This is a genomic window from Microbacterium lemovicicum (genome assembly GCF_003991875.1).
Taxonomy (GTDB): domain Bacteria; phylum Actinomycetota; class Actinomycetes; order Actinomycetales; family Microbacteriaceae; genus Microbacterium; species Microbacterium lemovicicum.
This window is the reverse complement of the sequence record NZ_CP031423.1, coordinates 122300-138331: the sequence shown is the minus strand read 5'-3', so window position 1 is coordinate 138331 and position 16032 is coordinate 122300. Positions and strand designations below refer to the sequence as shown.

General features: G+C 71.7%; 21 protein-coding genes. 8 read left to right on the top strand and 13 right to left on the bottom strand.

Annotation, left to right across the window (positions count from 1 at the left end; translation table 11 throughout):
- Positions 1 to 79: 79 nt before the first annotated feature.
- From CVS47_RS00690 to CVS47_RS00675, 4 genes are read right to left on the bottom strand one after another with little or no spacing between them, the layout of a single operon-like run.
- Positions 80 to 451: a fluoride efflux transporter FluC gene (locus CVS47_RS00690; protein WP_127094363.1), complete on the bottom strand. Its 372-nt coding sequence runs from the start codon at positions 449 to 451 to the stop codon at positions 80 to 82.
- A complete protein-coding gene (locus tag CVS47_RS00685; protein ID WP_206502696.1) occupies positions 448 to 894 on the bottom strand; it encodes a fluoride efflux transporter FluC in 447 nt (148 codons plus the stop codon). The genes CVS47_RS00690 and CVS47_RS00685 overlap by 4 nt, the downstream gene beginning before the upstream one ends.
- Positions 891 to 1928: a DNA topoisomerase IB gene (locus CVS47_RS00680; protein WP_127094362.1), complete on the bottom strand. Its 1038-nt coding sequence runs from the start codon at positions 1926 to 1928 to the stop codon at positions 891 to 893. Before CVS47_RS00680 ends, CVS47_RS00685 begins: the two co-directional genes overlap by 4 nt.
- Before the next feature lie 3 nt (positions 1929 to 1931).
- Complete coding sequence (locus CVS47_RS00675; protein WP_127094361.1) at positions 1932 to 2201, bottom strand: DUF7218 family protein; 270 nt, start codon at positions 2199 to 2201, stop codon at positions 1932 to 1934.
- Between the two features lie 268 nt (positions 2202 to 2469).
- Here CVS47_RS00675 and CVS47_RS16715 point away from each other — a divergent pair, with 268 nt between their 5' ends.
- The 3 genes from CVS47_RS16715 (at position 2470) to CVS47_RS00665 (ending at position 4351) form a co-directional block, all read left to right on the top strand.
- The gene (locus tag CVS47_RS16715) at positions 2470 to 2637 is read left to right on the top strand and encodes a hypothetical protein (protein ID WP_164734570.1); all 168 of its coding nucleotides are present in this window, start codon (positions 2470 to 2472) and stop codon (positions 2635 to 2637) included.
- Positions 2638 to 2685: 48 nt separating this feature from the next.
- On the top strand, positions 2686 to 3375 hold the full coding sequence (locus CVS47_RS00670; protein WP_127094360.1) for a DUF1345 domain-containing protein: 690 nt from the start codon (positions 2686 to 2688) through the stop codon (positions 3373 to 3375).
- Between the two features lie 115 nt (positions 3376 to 3490).
- Positions 3491 to 4351, top strand: coding sequence for an aldo/keto reductase (locus tag CVS47_RS00665; RefSeq protein WP_127094359.1), 861 nt, complete (start codon positions 3491 to 3493; stop codon positions 4349 to 4351).
- A 75-nt stretch (positions 4352 to 4426) separates the two neighbouring features.
- Here CVS47_RS00665 and CVS47_RS00660 read toward each other — a convergent pair whose 3' ends face one another.
- On the bottom strand, positions 4427 to 5197 hold the full coding sequence (locus tag CVS47_RS00660; RefSeq protein WP_127094358.1) for a MerR family transcriptional regulator: 771 nt from the start codon (positions 5195 to 5197) through the stop codon (positions 4427 to 4429).
- Positions 5198 to 5360: 163 nt separating this feature from the next.
- Between CVS47_RS00660 and CVS47_RS00655 the strand changes: the two genes are divergently transcribed.
- Complete coding sequence (locus CVS47_RS00655; RefSeq protein ID WP_127094357.1) at positions 5361 to 6281, top strand: DUF4097 family beta strand repeat-containing protein; 921 nt, start codon at positions 5361 to 5363, stop codon at positions 6279 to 6281.
- Positions 6281 to 6886 carry a PadR family transcriptional regulator gene (locus CVS47_RS00650; protein WP_127097110.1) on the top strand — a complete coding sequence of 202 codons (606 nt, stop codon included), beginning with the start codon at positions 6281 to 6283 and terminating at the stop codon, positions 6884 to 6886. Before CVS47_RS00655 ends, CVS47_RS00650 begins: the two co-directional genes overlap by 1 nt.
- Positions 6887 to 7009: 123 nt before the next feature.
- On the opposite strand, the gene CVS47_RS00645 is transcribed toward CVS47_RS00650, so the two are convergent.
- Entirely contained in the window at positions 7010 to 7555 is a 546-nt protein-coding gene (locus tag CVS47_RS00645) for a universal stress protein (RefSeq protein WP_127094356.1), read from the bottom strand.
- A 153-nt stretch (positions 7556 to 7708) separates the two neighbouring features.
- Here CVS47_RS00645 and CVS47_RS00640 point away from each other — a divergent pair, with 153 nt between their 5' ends.
- Positions 7709 to 7906: a DUF3073 domain-containing protein gene (locus tag CVS47_RS00640; protein WP_127094355.1), complete on the top strand. Its 198-nt coding sequence runs from the start codon at positions 7709 to 7711 to the stop codon at positions 7904 to 7906.
- Positions 7907 to 7972: 66 nt separating this feature from the next.
- Here CVS47_RS00640 and CVS47_RS00635 read toward each other — a convergent pair whose 3' ends face one another.
- From CVS47_RS00635 to purM, 3 genes are all read right to left on the bottom strand, one after another.
- Positions 7973 to 9199, bottom strand: a complete 1227-nt coding sequence (locus CVS47_RS00635; protein WP_127094354.1) for an MFS transporter — start codon at positions 9197 to 9199, stop codon at positions 7973 to 7975.
- Positions 9200 to 9274: 75 nt separating this feature from the next.
- Complete coding sequence (purF, locus tag CVS47_RS00630; protein WP_127094353.1) at positions 9275 to 10735, bottom strand: amidophosphoribosyltransferase; 1461 nt, start codon at positions 10733 to 10735, stop codon at positions 9275 to 9277.
- Between the two features lie 7 nt (positions 10736 to 10742).
- On the bottom strand, positions 10743 to 11909 hold the full coding sequence (gene purM / locus CVS47_RS00625) for a phosphoribosylformylglycinamidine cyclo-ligase (protein ID WP_127094352.1): 1167 nt from the start codon (positions 11907 to 11909) through the stop codon (positions 10743 to 10745).
- A 61-nt stretch (positions 11910 to 11970) separates the two neighbouring features.
- Between purM and CVS47_RS00620 the strand changes: the two genes are divergently transcribed.
- Positions 11971 to 12582: a zinc-binding alcohol dehydrogenase gene (locus tag CVS47_RS00620; protein WP_127094351.1), complete on the top strand. Its 612-nt coding sequence runs from the start codon at positions 11971 to 11973 to the stop codon at positions 12580 to 12582.
- Positions 12583 to 12641: 59 nt separating this feature from the next.
- On the opposite strand, the gene CVS47_RS00615 is transcribed toward CVS47_RS00620, so the two are convergent.
- Genes CVS47_RS00615 through CVS47_RS00605 form a run of 3 tightly spaced genes read right to left on the bottom strand, consistent with a single transcriptional unit; the run spans position 12642 to position 13936 of the window.
- Positions 12642 to 13001 (bottom strand): potassium transporter Trk, encoded by a 360-nt coding sequence (locus CVS47_RS00615; RefSeq protein WP_127094350.1) that lies wholly within the window; start codon positions 12999 to 13001, stop codon positions 12642 to 12644.
- A gap of 46 nt (positions 13002 to 13047) precedes the next feature.
- Entirely contained in the window at positions 13048 to 13416 is a 369-nt protein-coding gene (locus tag CVS47_RS00610; protein ID WP_127094349.1) for a sterol carrier family protein, read from the bottom strand.
- Positions 13417 to 13444: 28 nt separating this feature from the next.
- Positions 13445 to 13936, bottom strand: a complete 492-nt coding sequence (locus CVS47_RS00605) for a hypothetical protein (protein ID WP_127094348.1) — start codon at positions 13934 to 13936, stop codon at positions 13445 to 13447.
- 82 nt (positions 13937 to 14018) lie between these two features.
- On the opposite strand from CVS47_RS00605, the gene purD reads away from it, so the two are divergent.
- A complete protein-coding gene (gene purD / locus CVS47_RS00600; protein WP_127094347.1) occupies positions 14019 to 15290 on the top strand; it encodes a phosphoribosylamine--glycine ligase in 1272 nt (423 codons plus the stop codon).
- A gap of 188 nt (positions 15291 to 15478) precedes the next feature.
- Here purD and CVS47_RS00595 read toward each other — a convergent pair whose 3' ends face one another.
- Positions 15479 to 15973 carry a hypothetical protein gene (locus CVS47_RS00595; RefSeq protein ID WP_127094346.1) on the bottom strand — a complete coding sequence of 165 codons (495 nt, stop codon included), beginning with the start codon at positions 15971 to 15973 and terminating at the stop codon, positions 15479 to 15481.
- Positions 15974 to 16032 lie beyond the last annotated feature (59 nt).

Below are 16032 nucleotides of genomic sequence, written 5' to 3'. Positions count from 1 at the left end.
GCGGCGAGCCGCCGATCCGATACGCGGATGTATCGAGTGGCCAGTATCCCACGGCCTCCCTGGGCGTCGGCCGCTGTGCTCAGGCCGTGAGCGCGCGACCGACGAGCGCGCCGAGCCCGGCCGCCGCGATGCACGCGAGAGCCGTTCCGACGAGGTTCCCCCAGGCCTGGCCGGCCCGGCGCTCCTCGCCCAGCAGCCACGATTCGACGGCGACCGCCGAGAACGTGGTGTAGCCGCCGAGGAATCCGGTGCCGATGATCGCGGTGAGCTCCGCCGACAGGACCGCGCCCGTCACGGCGCCCAGCGCGAACGAGCCGGAGATGTTGACCAGCAGGATCCCCCAGGGGAACCGGCGCGGCACGACGCGTCGCACGCCGGTGTCGACGAGGTACCGCAGCCCCGCCCCCACTCCGCCGGCCACGCCGATCGCGAGCAGCAGCAGCGGGCTCACTCCGCCTCCTCCGGCTCGTCGGCCTTACCGCGACGGGCGCCGAGGAGCCGGCCGCTCCGCACGCCGACACCGGCCAGCGCGAAGCCCACGGCGACACTCGCCAGCGCGAGCCCGACCGACAGCCACAGCGACCACGACGACACCGTGACGGTCTGCACGGCGAACGCCGAGTAGGTCGTGAAGCCGCCGAGCACGCCGGTCCCGAGGAACGCGCGGGCGGAAGGATGCCGCGGCCCCAGGACCCCGACGACGAGCCCGAGCGCGAACGCGCCGACGAGATTGACGACGAGCGTCACGAGCGGCACGGCGAGCGTCGCGTCGTCCGTCCCGGTCTGCCACGGGAACACGAGGGCGGCCCGCACCGCGGTGCCGAGCGCGCCGCCGAGCACCACCCAGCCGAGGATGCGCGGATCCACACGCGGGGCGGGCGGGGCGGTCGTCACCGCTTCACGGTACTCCGCCGCCGTCTGCGGCTCCGCGCGCGGTCGTCGGCCGTCGCCGGACGGTCGGCGGCGTCGCCGAGGATGAGCGCGCGGATGGCCGCGTCGCGCGAGCCCTCCAGCGACATCACGTTGCCCTTGCGGTACTCCGTGAACACGCGCGGGTCGATGTAGCTGGCGCGGGCGACGCTCGGGGTGTTGCCGAGCGCGTCCGCGGTGGCGCGGACGGCCAGCTTCTCCGCGCGGGCGAGGTCCTTCTTCGTGTCGACCGTGCCGATGCGGGCGAGCGCGTCGGCGGCGCTCACCGTCCCCCGCAGGGTGCGGAAGTCCTTCGCGGTGAAGGGGCCTCCCGTCAGCGCGCGGAGATGCGCGTTGACGTCGCCGGCGCTGAGCGCGACGCGCGACCGCTTGCGGCGGTAGGCGAGGAGAGGAGCGGTGGGCCGCCCGGCCTTCAACTCTGCGACCGCTTCCGCCAGCAGCGGATCGTCGATGCGCAGGAGGGCACGCTTCCCGCTCTTGGCGGGGAACGAGAGGATCACCGTCGACCCGTCGACCTCCGCATCCCGACGCTGGAGGGTGGTGAGCCCGCGGCTGCCGTTGGCCTTCAGGTAGGCGGTCGATCCGACCCGCGGAGCCGCCTGGTCCAGCAGGCGGAAGGCGACGCCCAGCACACGCTCCCGAGACAGTCCCTCGGTGCGCAGCGCCTGCGTGACGCGGGCGCGGGCGCGGGGAAGGGATGCCGCGAGGTCCAGCGCGCGGGCGAACTTGCCCTTGTCGCGGTCCTCGCTCCAGGTCGGGTGGTACATGTACTGCTTGCGGCCGGCCGCATCCGTTCCGACGACCTGGATGTGGCCGTCCGGGCGCGCGCTGATCCAGACATCCGTCCAAGCGGGCGGGATGACCAGCGCTCGGATGCGCACGTCGTCCTTCGCTCCCACGCGCTTGCCGCGGGCGTTCACGAACTGATGGCCCTCGCCGACCCGGACGCGGGTGTACCCGGGGTCGACGAACGGCACGACCCGACGCAGCTTCGCCATGCGTCAGTGCTCGCGCAGCATCGAGATGAGCTCGGCCTTGCGCTTCCCCGAATAGCCCGAGATCCCAAGCTCTTTGGCCCGCGCGCGCAGATGTGCGACGGTCCAGTCGTCGTAGTCGCCCGAGGATCCCCCGCGCCGGCCGACGCTCTTGCGCCCGTCCCGCGCCGCGGCGTTCGCGATGCGCGCCGCCTTCTCCTTCGAATCCCCCTGCGCGCGCAGCGCCTCGTACAGCTCGGGGTCCTTCACGCTGTTCGATCCACGACCGTCCGGCATCGCGTCCTCCTTCTTCGGCCGGCCGCGCCGAGCGCGACCCTCGCGTCCTGACGATAGGGCTCGCGTCCTCCGAGGCGATGAGGGCTTGACACCGCCGTCCGGGGCGATCGGCCTCACGCCGCATTCAGCTTTCTCCCAGGTACCACCGAAGAGCCCCGCTCGCAAGGCCCTCGCCCACCACGTGCACGCGTGCGAGCGTGAATGCGTGTCCTGTGCGGCACCGTGTGCAGACACCCCCCTGCACCGAACGACGGAGAAGGAGCCTCCTATGAACCTCGCCCTCATCATCATCATCGTCATCGCCGTTGTCCTCGCGATCTTCGGTGGCCTCAACAGCGCGCTCTCGTGGCTGCTGTGGGTGGCGCTCATCGTGGGAGTGATCGCGCTGATCGTCTTCCTCTTCCGAGTGATCACCGGAGGACGCAACCGCGTCTGAACCGAATACCAGGCCGAACCCCCTACCCTTCGGGTGGGGGGTTCCGTCATGTCGAAGGCCGGATCGCAGCAGACGTCGACGTCCGGGGGTGGCGCACCCCGCCTCCCCGAGCACCGCTGGCCGCCGGCTGCCGCCGTCCTGGTCGTCCTGCTGCTCTGGGCACTGCTGCCGAGCGCGTTCTACCCGTGGCTGCGGTACGGGGCGGTGGGCCTCGCCCTCGCGGCGCTCGTGCCGCTGATCATCTTCAATCCGCACCGCCTGAACCGCGAGGAGCAGTGGTCGCGGGTGCTGTCGGTCGGCCTGTCCATCACGCTGCTCATCGTCAATCAGGTGCTCCTCGTCCAGCTCATCTACGAGCTGATCGCGAGTCCCCCGAGCCGGGCGGGTCTCATCCTGCTGTCCGCCCTTCAGGTGTGGGCCACGAACGCCATCGTGTTCGGCCTCGTCTTCTGGGAGATCGATCGCGGGGGGCCCGTGGCCCGCGGCATCCGCTCGACAGAGGACCTCGAGCCACCCGACTTCCGCTTCCCGCAGGACGACGACCACGGTGCGGGCACGCAGTGGCGGCCCCGCTTCTTCGACTACCTCTATTCGTCGCTCAGTGACGGCATCGCCTTCTCGGCCACCGACGCCATGCCGCTCACGCACCGCGCGAAGCTGCTCATGGTCACCCAGGCGCTGTCCGCCTACATCCTCGGCCTGCTCGTGATCGCCCGGGCGGTCAACACGATCGGGTGATCCGGGTCAGGCGACGGAGCCACAAGGAGGCTGCGGGCCGCGCGCAAGCCCTGTGCCCGAACGGATGCCGGCAGGAAGAGTGGGTCTCCTCCTCATCACCCCAGGAAGGATCCCCATGAAGCGACGCATCATCGGCACCCACGAGGTCAGCGCGATCGGACTCGGCGGTATGCCGATGTCGATCGAGGGCCGACCCGACGAGGATCGCTCGATCGCCACCATCCACGCCGCGCTCGACGCCGGTGTCACCCTCATCGACACCGCCGACGCGTACCACCTGCACGCCGACGAGGTCGGCCACAACGAGGAGCTCATCGCCAAGGCGCTGCGTTCCTACGGCTCCGGCGCCGCCGACGTGCTCGTGGCGACGAAGGGAGGACACCTGCGTCCCGGCGACGGGACATGGACGGTCAACGGTCATCCCGATTACCTGAAAGAGGCCGCGAAGGCCTCGGCACGCCGGCTGGGGGTGGACGCCATCGGGCTGTACCAGTTCCACCGTCCGGACTCCTCAGTGCCGTATGCCGAGTCGGTGGGCGCCGTCCGCGACCTGCTCGACGAAGGCGTCATCCGGATGGCCGGGATCTCGAACGCGGACGTCGCACAGATCGACGAGGCAAACGAGGTGCTGGGTGGTCGGCTCGCATCGGTGCAGAACCAGTTCTCTCCGGCCTTCCGCTCGAGTCTCGGCGAACTCGAGCACTGCGCCTCGCTCGGCATCGCCTTCCTGCCGTGGTCGCCTCTCGGCGGCATCTCGAAGGCCGGCGAGCTGGGGGAGAACCACGCCGCCTTCGCCCGTGTGGCCGAGGCGCGCGGGGTGAGCCCGCAGCAGATCACCCTGGCATGGGAGCTGGCCCTGGCGGCGATCGTCGTGCCCATCCCGGGGGCCTCTCGACCGGAGAGCATCCGCGACTCCGCACAGGCACCCGACCTGGAGCTCACCGAAGAGGAGCTGCGCGAGCTCATGTCCGATTGACGGCGGGCGCGTCGGCCCTGAGCACGGTTGCGCCTTCGCGCGACTGCTCAGGGGCCGACGTGCGCGAGCGACCCGCTAGAGGTTCGTCTCGGCGTGGAGCCGGAGCGCGTCGCGCACCAGCCGTGCGCCCGTCAGATCGCCGTCCGACACCGCGTACCGCGCGCTGAAGCGCGGATCGTCGACGTACAGCTCGCCGAGACCGATGACATAGGCCCGGCCGTCACCGTCCGCATCGACCAGCGGCGTCCCCGGGACCGTCCGCAGCCAGGCGACGTGCCGTGCGGCGAGCGCCTGGGCGACCGCCCCCTCGGGCTCCTCCCCCGCAGCGGCCGCGGCGGTCCAGTCGGCCTCCATCGCGCGCAGCCGCGCCTGGAAGCCCCGACGGTCGTCGGGGTCCATCCCGGTCCACCAGGCGTCGCCGACGGCGACCGCCCGCTCGCCCCAGCGCTCGCGCACCTCGTCCGCGTACCGGGTGTGGTCGAATCCGTCGAACATGTCCTCCGCCATGAGCGGTGCTCCTCTCCATCTCGCTTCGATCGTCCTGCGCACCGACGCGACCAGCCGCGCGGTGCGCTCCTGCTCCTGCTCCAGCCAGGCGAGGTGCGCCCGCAGGGCGTCCTCCTCCGAGACCTCCCGCGCCAGCACATCGGCTATCTGGGGCAGGCCGAGCCCGAGCTCCCGCAGCAGCAGGATGCGCTGCAGCCGAACGAGGGCGTCCTCGTCGTAGCGCCGGTAGCCGTTCGCCCCCACACTCGACGGCGGGAGCAGCCCGACCGCGTCGTAGTGACGCAGCGTGCGGCTCGTCGTGCCCGTCAGCCGGGCCACGTCCTGGATCGTCCAGTCCATCGCGCGCCTCCTCTCTCGGTGAGGACGACGTTAGAGCTTGACGTTGCGTCAAGGTCAAGCCGTCGATCTGAGAGAGTTCCGAGAGGTGTTGACGAGACGCGATATATCGTGTCTACTGTCCTTACTCGCGATATATCTCGAGTCTGACACGAAGGAGCACCCCATGACCCTCGAGAAGTGGCTCATCCACCCGGGCGAGACCCGGATCATCGACATCGACGGCATCCGCGCCCTCAAGGTCGGTCTCGTCGGCGGCCAGATCGACGTCGTCGCCCACGACGAGTCCGGCATCCGCATCGAGGTCCACGGCGTCACCGTCAAGGACCTCCGCATCGAGGCCACCGGCGACCAGCTGGAGATCGACCACCCGCAGCTGCGCTGGGACAACTTCCTCGAGGTCTTCCGCAACTTCGGCGCGGGCGGACCGAAGGCCGAGATCAGCGTCGCGGTGCCGCGCGACATCGCCCTCACCCTGGGCGTGGTCAGCGCGAGCGCGCTGGTCTCCGGCATCCGCAACGACGCCAAGCTCAACACCGTGTCCGGCGACATCATCGTCGACGGCCTCACCGGCGATCTCACGGTCAACGCCGTGTCCGGCGACGTCTCCGCCCGGCACGTGATCGGCTCCCTCAACGCGAACAGCGTCTCGGGAGACGTCGCGATCACCGGCACCGTCCGCAAGGCCACCATCGACACCGTGTCCGGCGGCATGCTCGTCGACTCGGACGGCGACATCCAGGTCGTCGGCCTCAACACCGTCAGCGGCGACTCCACGATCCGCCTGTCCGAGGGCGTCCCCGCGAACTACGTCGTGCGCAGCGTCAGCGGCCGCGTGCAGATCGACGGCGTCGTCCAGTCGGGCAGGGGCACCGGTCCGACCACGAACTTCGCCGGCTCCGTCGGCGAGCTCAGCGGATCCTTCGCCGACATGCGCATCAACTCCGTCTCGGGTGACATCACCGTGCTGCGTCAGCCGGCAGTGGTGGATGCCGCGGCATCCGTTCCCGTGGAGGCGGGCGCATCGGAGCAGCAGCGGCCGGTCGAGAGCCCCGTGAACGCCGTCGAGGACGGGCAGGCGTGGTGATGAGTCCCGTCTTCTCCCACGGCGATCTGCGCCTCTACCTGCTGAGCCTGCTCGACGAGGCCCCCCGCCACGGCTACGACATCATGCAGGCCCTGGCCGACCGCACCGGCGGCACTTACACCCCCAGCGCGGGCACCATCTATCCGCGCCTGTCGAAGCTCGAGGACGACGGCCTGGTCACCAAGACCGTCGACGGTCGCAAGACCGTGTACGAGATCACCGACGCGGGGCGTGCGGAAGTCGCCTCGCGGTCCGGCGATCTCGAGGGCATCCAGGCGGGGCTGGCCGACTCGGTCCGGCTGATCGCCGACGAGGTGCGCGGCAGCGTCCGCGAGGCCATGAAGAGCCTGCGCGCCGACCTCGCCTCCGCGCGCGATCAGCAGCAGGATCCGCCCGCCCCCGCTCGCGCCGACGACCCGCGCTTCGCCGGACGCGAGCAGCTCCACCGCGCAGACGTCGCGATCAACGCGTTCCGCGCGCGGGTGCGCAGCGATCTCCGGCTGTTCACCGCCGGCGGCGGGGTGATCGAGGCCGACGTGGTCGACCGGCTCACCGCCGCTCTCGACGAGGCCGGCCGCGAGGTCACGCGCGCGCTGCAGCGCTGACGCGCGTTCGCCCGCACCCTCACCGAGAAGTCGCGACACGCCGCCCGCTCCCGAGAGCCGCCGGCGTGTTTCGACTTCTCGCGGACAGGCACGAAAGGGCCGGCCCCGACGAGAGGGGCTGCGTCAGACGGCGTCGGGCCAGATGTCCTGATCGTCGGCGACCGGGTCGCCCAGCGGCACCACCAGCACCGGCCGCTGCTGGCGATGCGCGAGCCGTGCGGCGACCGCGCCGCTGAAGAACTCCCGGATCGACTCGCCGAGACCGCGCCGACGCGTGCCCACGACGATGAGCCGCGCGTCGACCTTCTCGGCCAGGTGCTTGATCGCCAGCGCCGGGTCGCCGATGAGCTGGCGGACCGACCACGTGACGGATCGGCCCTCGAGCGCGGTGCGGGCGAGCTCGGTGACGGCGGCGAGCTCCACGGAGCCGACGCCGCCCTCCGCGTCCAGCGGTGCCGAGTGCACGTACCCGTCCGGGTCCTCGTAGGTCACGAAGCGGGTGACGTCGACGTGCACCACCAGCAGGTGCGCGCCGAGCAGAGCCGCGTAGCGCCCCGCCTCGCGGACGACCCGTGACGACTGACCGGGCACGACCCCCGCGATGACCGCGCCGCGCAGAGCGCCGTCGTCGGCACCGGGCGCGGGGACGGCAGATGCCTCTTCCGACATGTGTTCCGCCTCACCTTCCGGGAGTGGCCGTGGCCGCAGGGGACCAGGGTCTCCGTGATATCCTGGATGCTACTCTTACCGGCTTCGGACCGGATTCGTGAATGCGGCGGGACTGCGAAACATCCCGCGTCTGTAGAAGATGAGGGGTCTCGCATGGGTCGTGGCCGTCAGAAGGCGAAGCACACAAAGATCGCCCGTGAGCTCAAGTCGTTCAGCCCGAGTGTGAACTACTCCGCTCTGGAGCGTGAGCTGCACCCCGAGGGAGAAGACCTCTACGTCGACAAGTGGGCCGACGACTACGAAGAGGACGAAGACGAGACGACTCCGGTCTCCTCGTCCTCCCAGGTCTGAGCCCCACCCCCACCGGCGCGGTCGACGGACGTTCGTCGCGCCTCCGGATCCTCTCGGCGGACCGACTCACCAGGCGCCGTGCCGCCTGCTCCACTCCTCCTCGATCGTGACCGTGCGCGACGCCACGACGCCGACCGGGATCGAGCAGGCGATGACGCCGCCCATCACCAGGAGCGGCACGGTCCAACCCGCCGTCGCGTCGTGCAGCAGGCCGACGCCGAGCGGGAACACCGCGGCGATGCCGTAGCCCACGCTCTGCACGAATCCGCTGAGCGCCACCGCGCCCTCGTGCGTGCGTGAGCGCAGGCCCACGAGCACCAGCATCATCGGGAACAGCAGCGGCGCGAGCCCGAGCAGCGCGGTCCAGAGCCAGGGCGCCGCGGCAGGTGCGAGGAGGAATCCGGCGATCCCGGAGAGGCCGGTCGCCGCGGCGACTCCGAACAGGATGCGCGTCGCGCCGCGCCGCGTGACCAGCAGCGGCACGGCGATCGACGCGGGCACGCCCATGCCGGCGAAGAGCGACAGCAGCACGCCGGCCTGCGCGGGCGTGACGCCCGAGATGTCGACGAGGATCGACGGCAGCCACGCGAAGGACGTGTAGGCGATCGTGCTCGAGACGGCGAAGCCGATCGTGATCGCCCACGCCAGCGGCAACCGCCACATGCGGCGGAACACCCCGGGCAGGACCTCGGTCGGGTCGGCCCGCTCCGCGCTGCGGCGCCGCAGCGTCATGCCGATCCACGGCACCGTCGCCACGACGGCGAAGACGGCCCACATGCCCAGCGACAGCCGCCAGTCGGCGGCGTCGGCCACCGGCACCGCGACCAGCGGCGGCAGCAGGGTGGCGACGGTCATGGTCGTGGTGAAGATCGTCGTGAGCACGCCGATCCGGTCGGGGAAGTACCGCCGCACGAGCGGCGGCAGCAGGATGTTGCCCGTGCCGACCGCGGCGAACATGAGCGCCGTGCCGGCCAGCAGCAGGCCGGCGTCGGGCGCGAGGCTGCGCGCGACGAGCCCGATCGTGACGACCGCCATCGCCGCGGTCGCGAGCGCTTCGAGCCCGAATCTGCGCTCGAGCGCGGGCGTGGCGAATCCGAAGATGGCGTAGCAGACCGGCGGCACCGTGCCGATGAGGCCGGCGATGGCCGCGGGCACGGAGAAGTCGTCCTGGATATGGCCGATCAGCGGCGACAGCGAGGCGACGGCGGAACGGAGGGAGAACGCGAAGAGCACGATGCCGACGAGGGCGAGTGCCCTTCCCCGCCAGAAGGGACGGGGAGGAGCAGAGATCACCGTCCCCACACTATGGCGCTGCGCGCGCCGCGCGGCTCAACTACGGCGCTGGGCGCACCGCGGGCGCCGCGCGGCTCAGCTCTCCTGCGAGTTCTCCACCCAGTCGAGGTACTCGGCGCTCACCGTGCCGGTGACGTAGCGGCCGTCGAAGCAGCTCATGTCGAGGTCGTCGAGGTCGGAGCCCTCCAGGATCGCGGCCTTGAGGTCCTCGACCTCCTGGTAGACGAGGTAGTCCGCGCCCAGCTCTTCGGCGATCTCGGGGATCGTGCGACCGTGGGCCACCAGCTCCTGCCGCGACGGCATGTTGATGCCGTAGACGTGGGGATAGCGCACGGGCGGCGCCGCGGAGGCGAAGGTGACGGACTTCGCTCCGGCATCCCTCGCCATCTGGATGATCTCCTTGCTCGTCGTGCCGCGCACGATCGAGTCGTCGATCAGCAGGACATTCTTGCCCTTGAACTCGCTCGACATGGCGTTCAGCTTCTGGCGCACGCTCTTCTTGCGCACCGCCTGCCCGGGCATGATGAACGTCCGCCCGATGTAGCGGTTCTTGTAGAACCCCTCGCGGTACTCGAGCCCGAGCTTGCGCGCCACCTGCATGGCCGCGGGGCGCGACGAGTCGGGGATCGGCATGACGACGTCGATCGAGCCGACCGGCGTGTACTTCGCGATGGTGTCGGCGAGGCGCTCGCCCATCCGCAGCCGCGCCTCGTAGACCGAGACGCCGTTCATCTCCGAGTCGGGCCGCGCGAGGTAGACGTACTCGAACGAGCACGGTGCCAGCGTCGGCGCCGGCGCGCACTGCTTCGTGTGCAGGTGACCGGCGAGGTCGATGAAGACCGCCTCGCCGGGCATGACGTCGCGGACGACGTCGAAGCCGGCGTTCTCCAGGACGAGCGACTCGGATGCCACGACCCACTCGTAGCCGCCGGCATCCGAGTGCCGCGTGCCCAGGATGAGCGGGCGGATGCCGAACGGGTCGCGGAAGGCGAGGAGCCCGTAGCCCGCGATGAGCGAGATCGCGGCGTACGACCCCTCGACGCGCTCGTGCACGCGCGACACGGCGGCGAAGACCTGCTCCGGATCGAGTTCGAGGCCGGCCATCTCGGTCTGCAGCTCGCTGCCCAGGACGTTCACCAACAGCTCGGTGTCGGAGCTCGTGTTGAGGTGCCGGCGGTCCTTGTGGAACAGCTCGTCGGTCAGCTCGCGGGTGTTCGTGAGGTTGCCGTTGTGCACGAGGACGATGCCGTACGGCGCGTTCACGTAAAACGGCTGCGCCTCCTCCTCGTTGCTCGCGGTGCCCTTCGTCGCGTAGCGGACGTGCCCGAGCCCGATCTCACCCAGCAGCGTGCGCATGTCGCGGGTGCGGAAGGCCTCGCGCACCATGCCCTTCTGCTTGTTGATGTGGAAGACGCCGCTGGCCTCGGCCGTCGCGATGCCCGTGGAATCCTGCCCGCGGTGCTGCAGGAGGAGCAGCGCATCGTAGATCTCCTGGTTGATCGGCCCCTGGCCGACCATTCCGACGATTCCGCACACGTTCGGCTCAGCTCCCGTCCGCGAATGCGCCCACCAGGCGCACCGCTCCGCCGTCGACGCCCTTGGCGCCCTGCGTGTAGTCCCCCGCGGGCCGCGCCTGCGACTGGACCGTGCCCACCTGCCACGTCGCGATGCCGTCGGCCGAGAGAGCGGATGCCGCGGCATCCGCCTGTTCGACGGAGACGACCGCGAGGAAGCCGATGCCGAGGTTCCAGGTGCCCTCGGTGGCCGACAGGTCGAGTCCGCCGAGGTCGGCCAGCACCCGGAAGACCGGGAGGGGCGACCACGTGGACCGGTCGACGTCGACCCAGGTGCCCTGCGGCAGCACGCGCGCGAGGTTCGCGGCGATGCCACCGCCCGTGACGTGGCTGAGCGCGTGCACGCCGCCGCCGAGGCCCGCGACGAGGCGGAGGAGCGGCGCGGTGTAGAGCCGCGTGGGCTCGAGGAGGGCCTCGCCCCACGTCGCGCCGGCGGCTCCGAGGTCGGCCGCGCGGTCGCCGTAGGAGATACTCGCGCCGGTGACGATGTGTCTCACAAGCGAGTAGCCGTTGGCGTGCAGGCCGCTGGAGGCGAGCGCCAGCACCACGTCGCCGGGGCGCACCCGCTCGGCACCGAGGATGCCGGACTCCTCCACGACACCCGTGGCGGCGCCGGCCACGTCGTAGTCCTGGGGCCCGAGCAGACCGGGGTGCTCCGCCGTCTCGCCGCCGACCAGGGCGGTGCCGGTCTCGTGGGCGCCGCGCGCGATGCCGGCGACGATGTCGGCGATGCGCTGCGGCACGACCTTGCCGCACGCGATGTAATCGGTCATGAAGAGCGGCTTGGCGCCCACCACGACGATGTCGTCCACGACCATGCCGACCAGGTCGATGCCGATCGTGTCGTGCTTGTCGATCGCCTGGGCGATCGCGACCTTCGTGCCGACGCCGTCGGTGCTGGTCGCGAGGATCGGCCGTTCGTAGGCGCGCAGCGCGCTCGCGTCGAAGAGTCCGGCGAAGCCGCCGACGCCGCCGCGCACCTCGGGGCCGTGCGTGCGCTTGACGGCGGACTTCATCAGCTCGACGGCGAGGTCACCCGCCTCGGTGTCGACGCCCGCGGCGCTGTACGGATCGCGCGGCGCGGAGTCGCCGGAGGAGGAGGAGGGGGTGGGGGGTTCGGTGGAAGCAGAGGCCACTGGGACAGCCTACCGGCGGCGACCGCGGCCCGAGGTGCGAGCCCACCGGTACCATGGGCGCATGGTCGGCGCCGGCGCACCGGAGTGGGTGATCCGCGAGGACGCGGGACAGCCCGTGCTCCTCGCGCTCTATCTGCGCCAGGCGATGTCCCTGCGCTCCCCCGAGGAGCTTCCCCAGCTGCGCGGCCTCCCCGCGTCGCCGGTCGACCGGCTCGAGTCGGATCAGGCGGCGCTCGAGCGCCAGTGGCGCGAGTACTGGGCCATGACCGTGGAGCCGCAGGCGCATCCGTCCCCCGTCCCGCTCGAACTCGTCAACGGCTTCGAGACGCTCATCGCCCTGCCCTCGGCGGGTTTCGACGAGCTGCGCGCGGCGATGGCGCCGCACGCCGACGCCGCGCTCGCCTTCTCGCGGGCGGCCCACTCCCGCTACCGGCGGGAGGCCACCGCCAAGCCCGGCGTCTCGTACCGTGCGTACGCCAGCGCCATCGCCGAGCACGAGCGCCGGGTCGGCCGCCGTGCGCACTCGTTCGAGCTCAACGTGCAGGTGCTGCCGCTGGCCCAGCGCGGAGTCTGGTGGATCGGCTCACTGACGATCGCCGTCACGGACGGCCTGCGCGGAGACGTCGCCGCCTTCGACTCGGCGATCCATCCGATCATCGCCGAGCTCGCCTGAGGTCGAGCTCGTCTGAACCCGAGCTCGTCTGAATCCGACGGAAGCGCTCCGGCCGCGGGTCAGTCGAGGTAGCGGGCGCGCTCGCGGTCGGCGGTGACCTCGCGGGTGCGGCTGCCGATGGTCCGGTCGAGCACGAGCGCCACCAGTCCGCCGAGCAGGACGCCGGCGGAGACGCAGATGAGGCCGACGAAGCCGAAGACCTGCATCGGCGAGTAGACGACGCCGGTGTTCGGGCTGAGCTCGTCGACGCCGCTGAACGAGAACGTCAGGATCGCCGCGACGATGACGCCGATGATGCCGCCCGCGACGAGGAACACCGCGTACTTCGGCGCGCGCCGGACGGTCACGGTGACGATCTGCTCGTCGATCACCGGACGGGGCTCGTCGGCGGAGGGTGCGGGGTCCTGCGGAAGGGACATGCGTCCATTCTCTCACCGGCCGGACGGCCTGGCCCCGCCGCGGCGATCAGGGACGGAGGGGCAGGACGGGGGTGAGATCGGCGCGCACCCCGGAGGCGAGGATGCGACCGGATGCCGCGGCATCCGCCCACTTCTCGGTGCCGGTCGCGAGCGCGATCCAGGTCAGGGCGTCGGTCTCGACGACGTTCGGCGGGGTGCCCCGGGTGTGGCGCGGACCCTCGATCACCTGGACGGCGCCGAACGGCGGCACCCGCACCTCCACCGCGTGACCCGGCGCCTTCTCGGCGAGCAGCTGGAGCAGGTAGCGGACGGCCGTGGCCAGCTCGGTCCGGGCGGGCTTCACGTCGGCGGCCACGGCATCGGCGACGGCGGTCAGCGCGGAGCGCCCTGCGACGGTGTCGATCTTGCGCGGCATCCGTCCACGCTACGCGGTCGCGGTGCGCTCAGCGCGGGGTCGCGTCGGGCTGGTCGCGGTTCGGCGGTCGCCGGATGCGCCCGGGCTTCTTCACGCGCGCCAGATCCTCGGCCTCGTGCACCCAGCGCGGGATGTCGTCGTTGCCCGGCAGGAAGGGATCGCGGTTGAGCGCGGTGTCGTGCTCCGCGCTGTGCCGCTGCGCGCGCCCCGCCCAGATGCGGGCGAGGGTCATCGACAGCACGGAGGCGATCAGCAGCCCCACACCGACGAAGATCGCGGCGTACACGGCGAACACCACCAGCAGGCCCGACAGTCCGGTCGACATCGGGCCGCCGGGCTGCTCCGTCATGCCGGCGACGCCGGTCATGACGATCGCCAGCGTCAGGCCGCCCAGCAGTCCGAAGAGGAGGAAGCGCTCGTAGCGCGGGGCCGCGTGCACGTGCACGGGAAGGACTTCACGGTCGACGATGCGCTCATTCTCGAAGCCGGAGTCGTCCCCATCACTGCGGCGAGCTGCCATGGCTCCATTGTCGCACCGCGGGGCGGAGTCGGCACCGACTTTCCGACCGGTCCGCCCCGGCGCCCCTCGCTAGGCTGACGGGGTGAGAATCCTGGTCCTCGGCTCGGGCGCGCGCGAGCACGCCATCCTCCAGTCGCTGCGGTCGGAGGAGGCCGCCCACGACCTCTTCGCTGCCCCCGGCAACGCCGGCATCGCCGAGATCGCGGACATCGTCGACGTGGACCCCGTGAGCCCGCAGGCCGTGACGGAGTACGCCAACGACGCCGACATCGACCTCGTGGTGATCGGCCCCGAGGCCCCGCTCGTCGCGGGCGTCGCCGATGCGCTGCGCGAGCGCGGCATCCCCGTCTTCGGGCCCGGTCGCGCGGCCGCGCAGCTGGAGGGCTCCAAGACCTTCGCCAAGAGGGTGATGGATGCCGCGGGTGTTCCCACCGGCAGGGCCCTGCGTGCCCACACGACCGCCGAGGTCGCCGCCGCGCTCGACGACCTGGGCGCCCCCTACGTCGTGAAGGCCGACGGCCTCGCGGCCGGCAAGGGCGTGATCGTCACGGAGGACCGCGACGCCGCCGTCGCCCACGCCGAGTCCTACCTCCCCGCGGGCGCGGTGCTCATCGAGGAGTTCCTCTCCGGACCCGAGATCTCGCTGTTCTTCCTCAGCGACGGCGACCACGTGCTGCCCCTCAGCCCCGCGCAGGACTTCAAGCGCCTCCGCGACGGCGACGAGGGCCCCAACACCGGCGGCATGGGCGCCTACTCGCCGCTCCCCTGGCTGCTGGAGCGCTTCGACGGCGAGGCGGAGTTCGTCGCGCACATCACGCGCACCGTCGCCGAGCCGGTCATCCGCCGTCTCGACGCCGAGGGCACGCCCTTCATCGGACTGCTCTACGCCGGCCTCATCGTCACCGACGACGGCGTCAAGGTCATCGAGTTCAACGCCCGCTTCGGCGACCCCGAGACCCAGGTCGTGCTGCCGCGGCTGCTCGATCCTCTCTCCGAGCTGCTGCTGGCCGCGGCATCCGGCACCCTCGAGGACCGCCCCGCACCCGCCTTCGCCGATGCGGCGGCCGTGACCGTGGTGCTCGCGAGCGAGGGCTACCCCGAGAAGCCGATCACCGGCCGGATCCTCGCGGGAGTGGATGCCGCAGCCGCCCGCGACGGCGTGCACATCGCGCACGCGGCCACCGCCCGCACGGCCGACGGCCTGGTCGCGACCGGCGGCCGCGTGCTCAGCGTCGTCGCGCTGGGCACCACGTTCGGCGAGGCCCGCGAGCGCGCCTACGCCGCCCTCGGCGACATCCGCCTCGAGGGCGGTCAGGCGCGCTCCGACATCGCGGCGGGCATCAGCGAGCGCTGAGGGTCGCGCCCGCCCGGCCGCGAGACGTCGCCACACGCCGCCTGCGCGCGCCGCGAAACGTCGCAACACGCCGCCGGCGCGCGAAACGGCACGGCGTGTTGCGACGTCTCGCGGCGGGTCGGGATCGGAACACGCGCCCCGGCACCCGGCGGGTGGGGCGCGTCGGGTGAGGCGCGTCGGGCGGGTCGTCAGGCCGCGTCGGCGAGCAGCCGGATCCAGCCGGACGACACCGCGTCGGCGTCGACGAAGCTGAGCTGCACGACGCCCCGGTAATCGCCGATCGAGACGGGCTGGGAGAACGGCTCGTCGCAGCTCATCCACCCGCGGGCCAGCTCCGTCCGGGGCTGGTCCGTCGCGGCCGAGAACAGCGCGTACTCGACGCGGTCACCGGTGCACGCCCCCTCCAGGCTCACCGGAGTGTCGCCGATGGCGCCCGAGGCGACGTTGGCGCCGGAGGGGATCCCGCTCGGTCCGGCCTCGACGAACTCCGCCCTGGCGAGTTCGTCGCTCCGGGTCGGCGGCGGAGTCACTTCGACGGCCACCGTCGGCGATGCCGTCGGGGCCGCGGTCGGGGCGACCTCCGTCTCCTCGGGGGCGGAGCACGCCGCCATCACGAGAGCGAGAGGAAGGGCCGCGAGGACCCCACCGGTCACGCGGGCACGGGTGCGCTGCAGTCCGGTCATCACTCCACGCTGGCACGGCGTGGGCGCCGCGGGCGGCATTCCCACGCCATTGCCAGGGT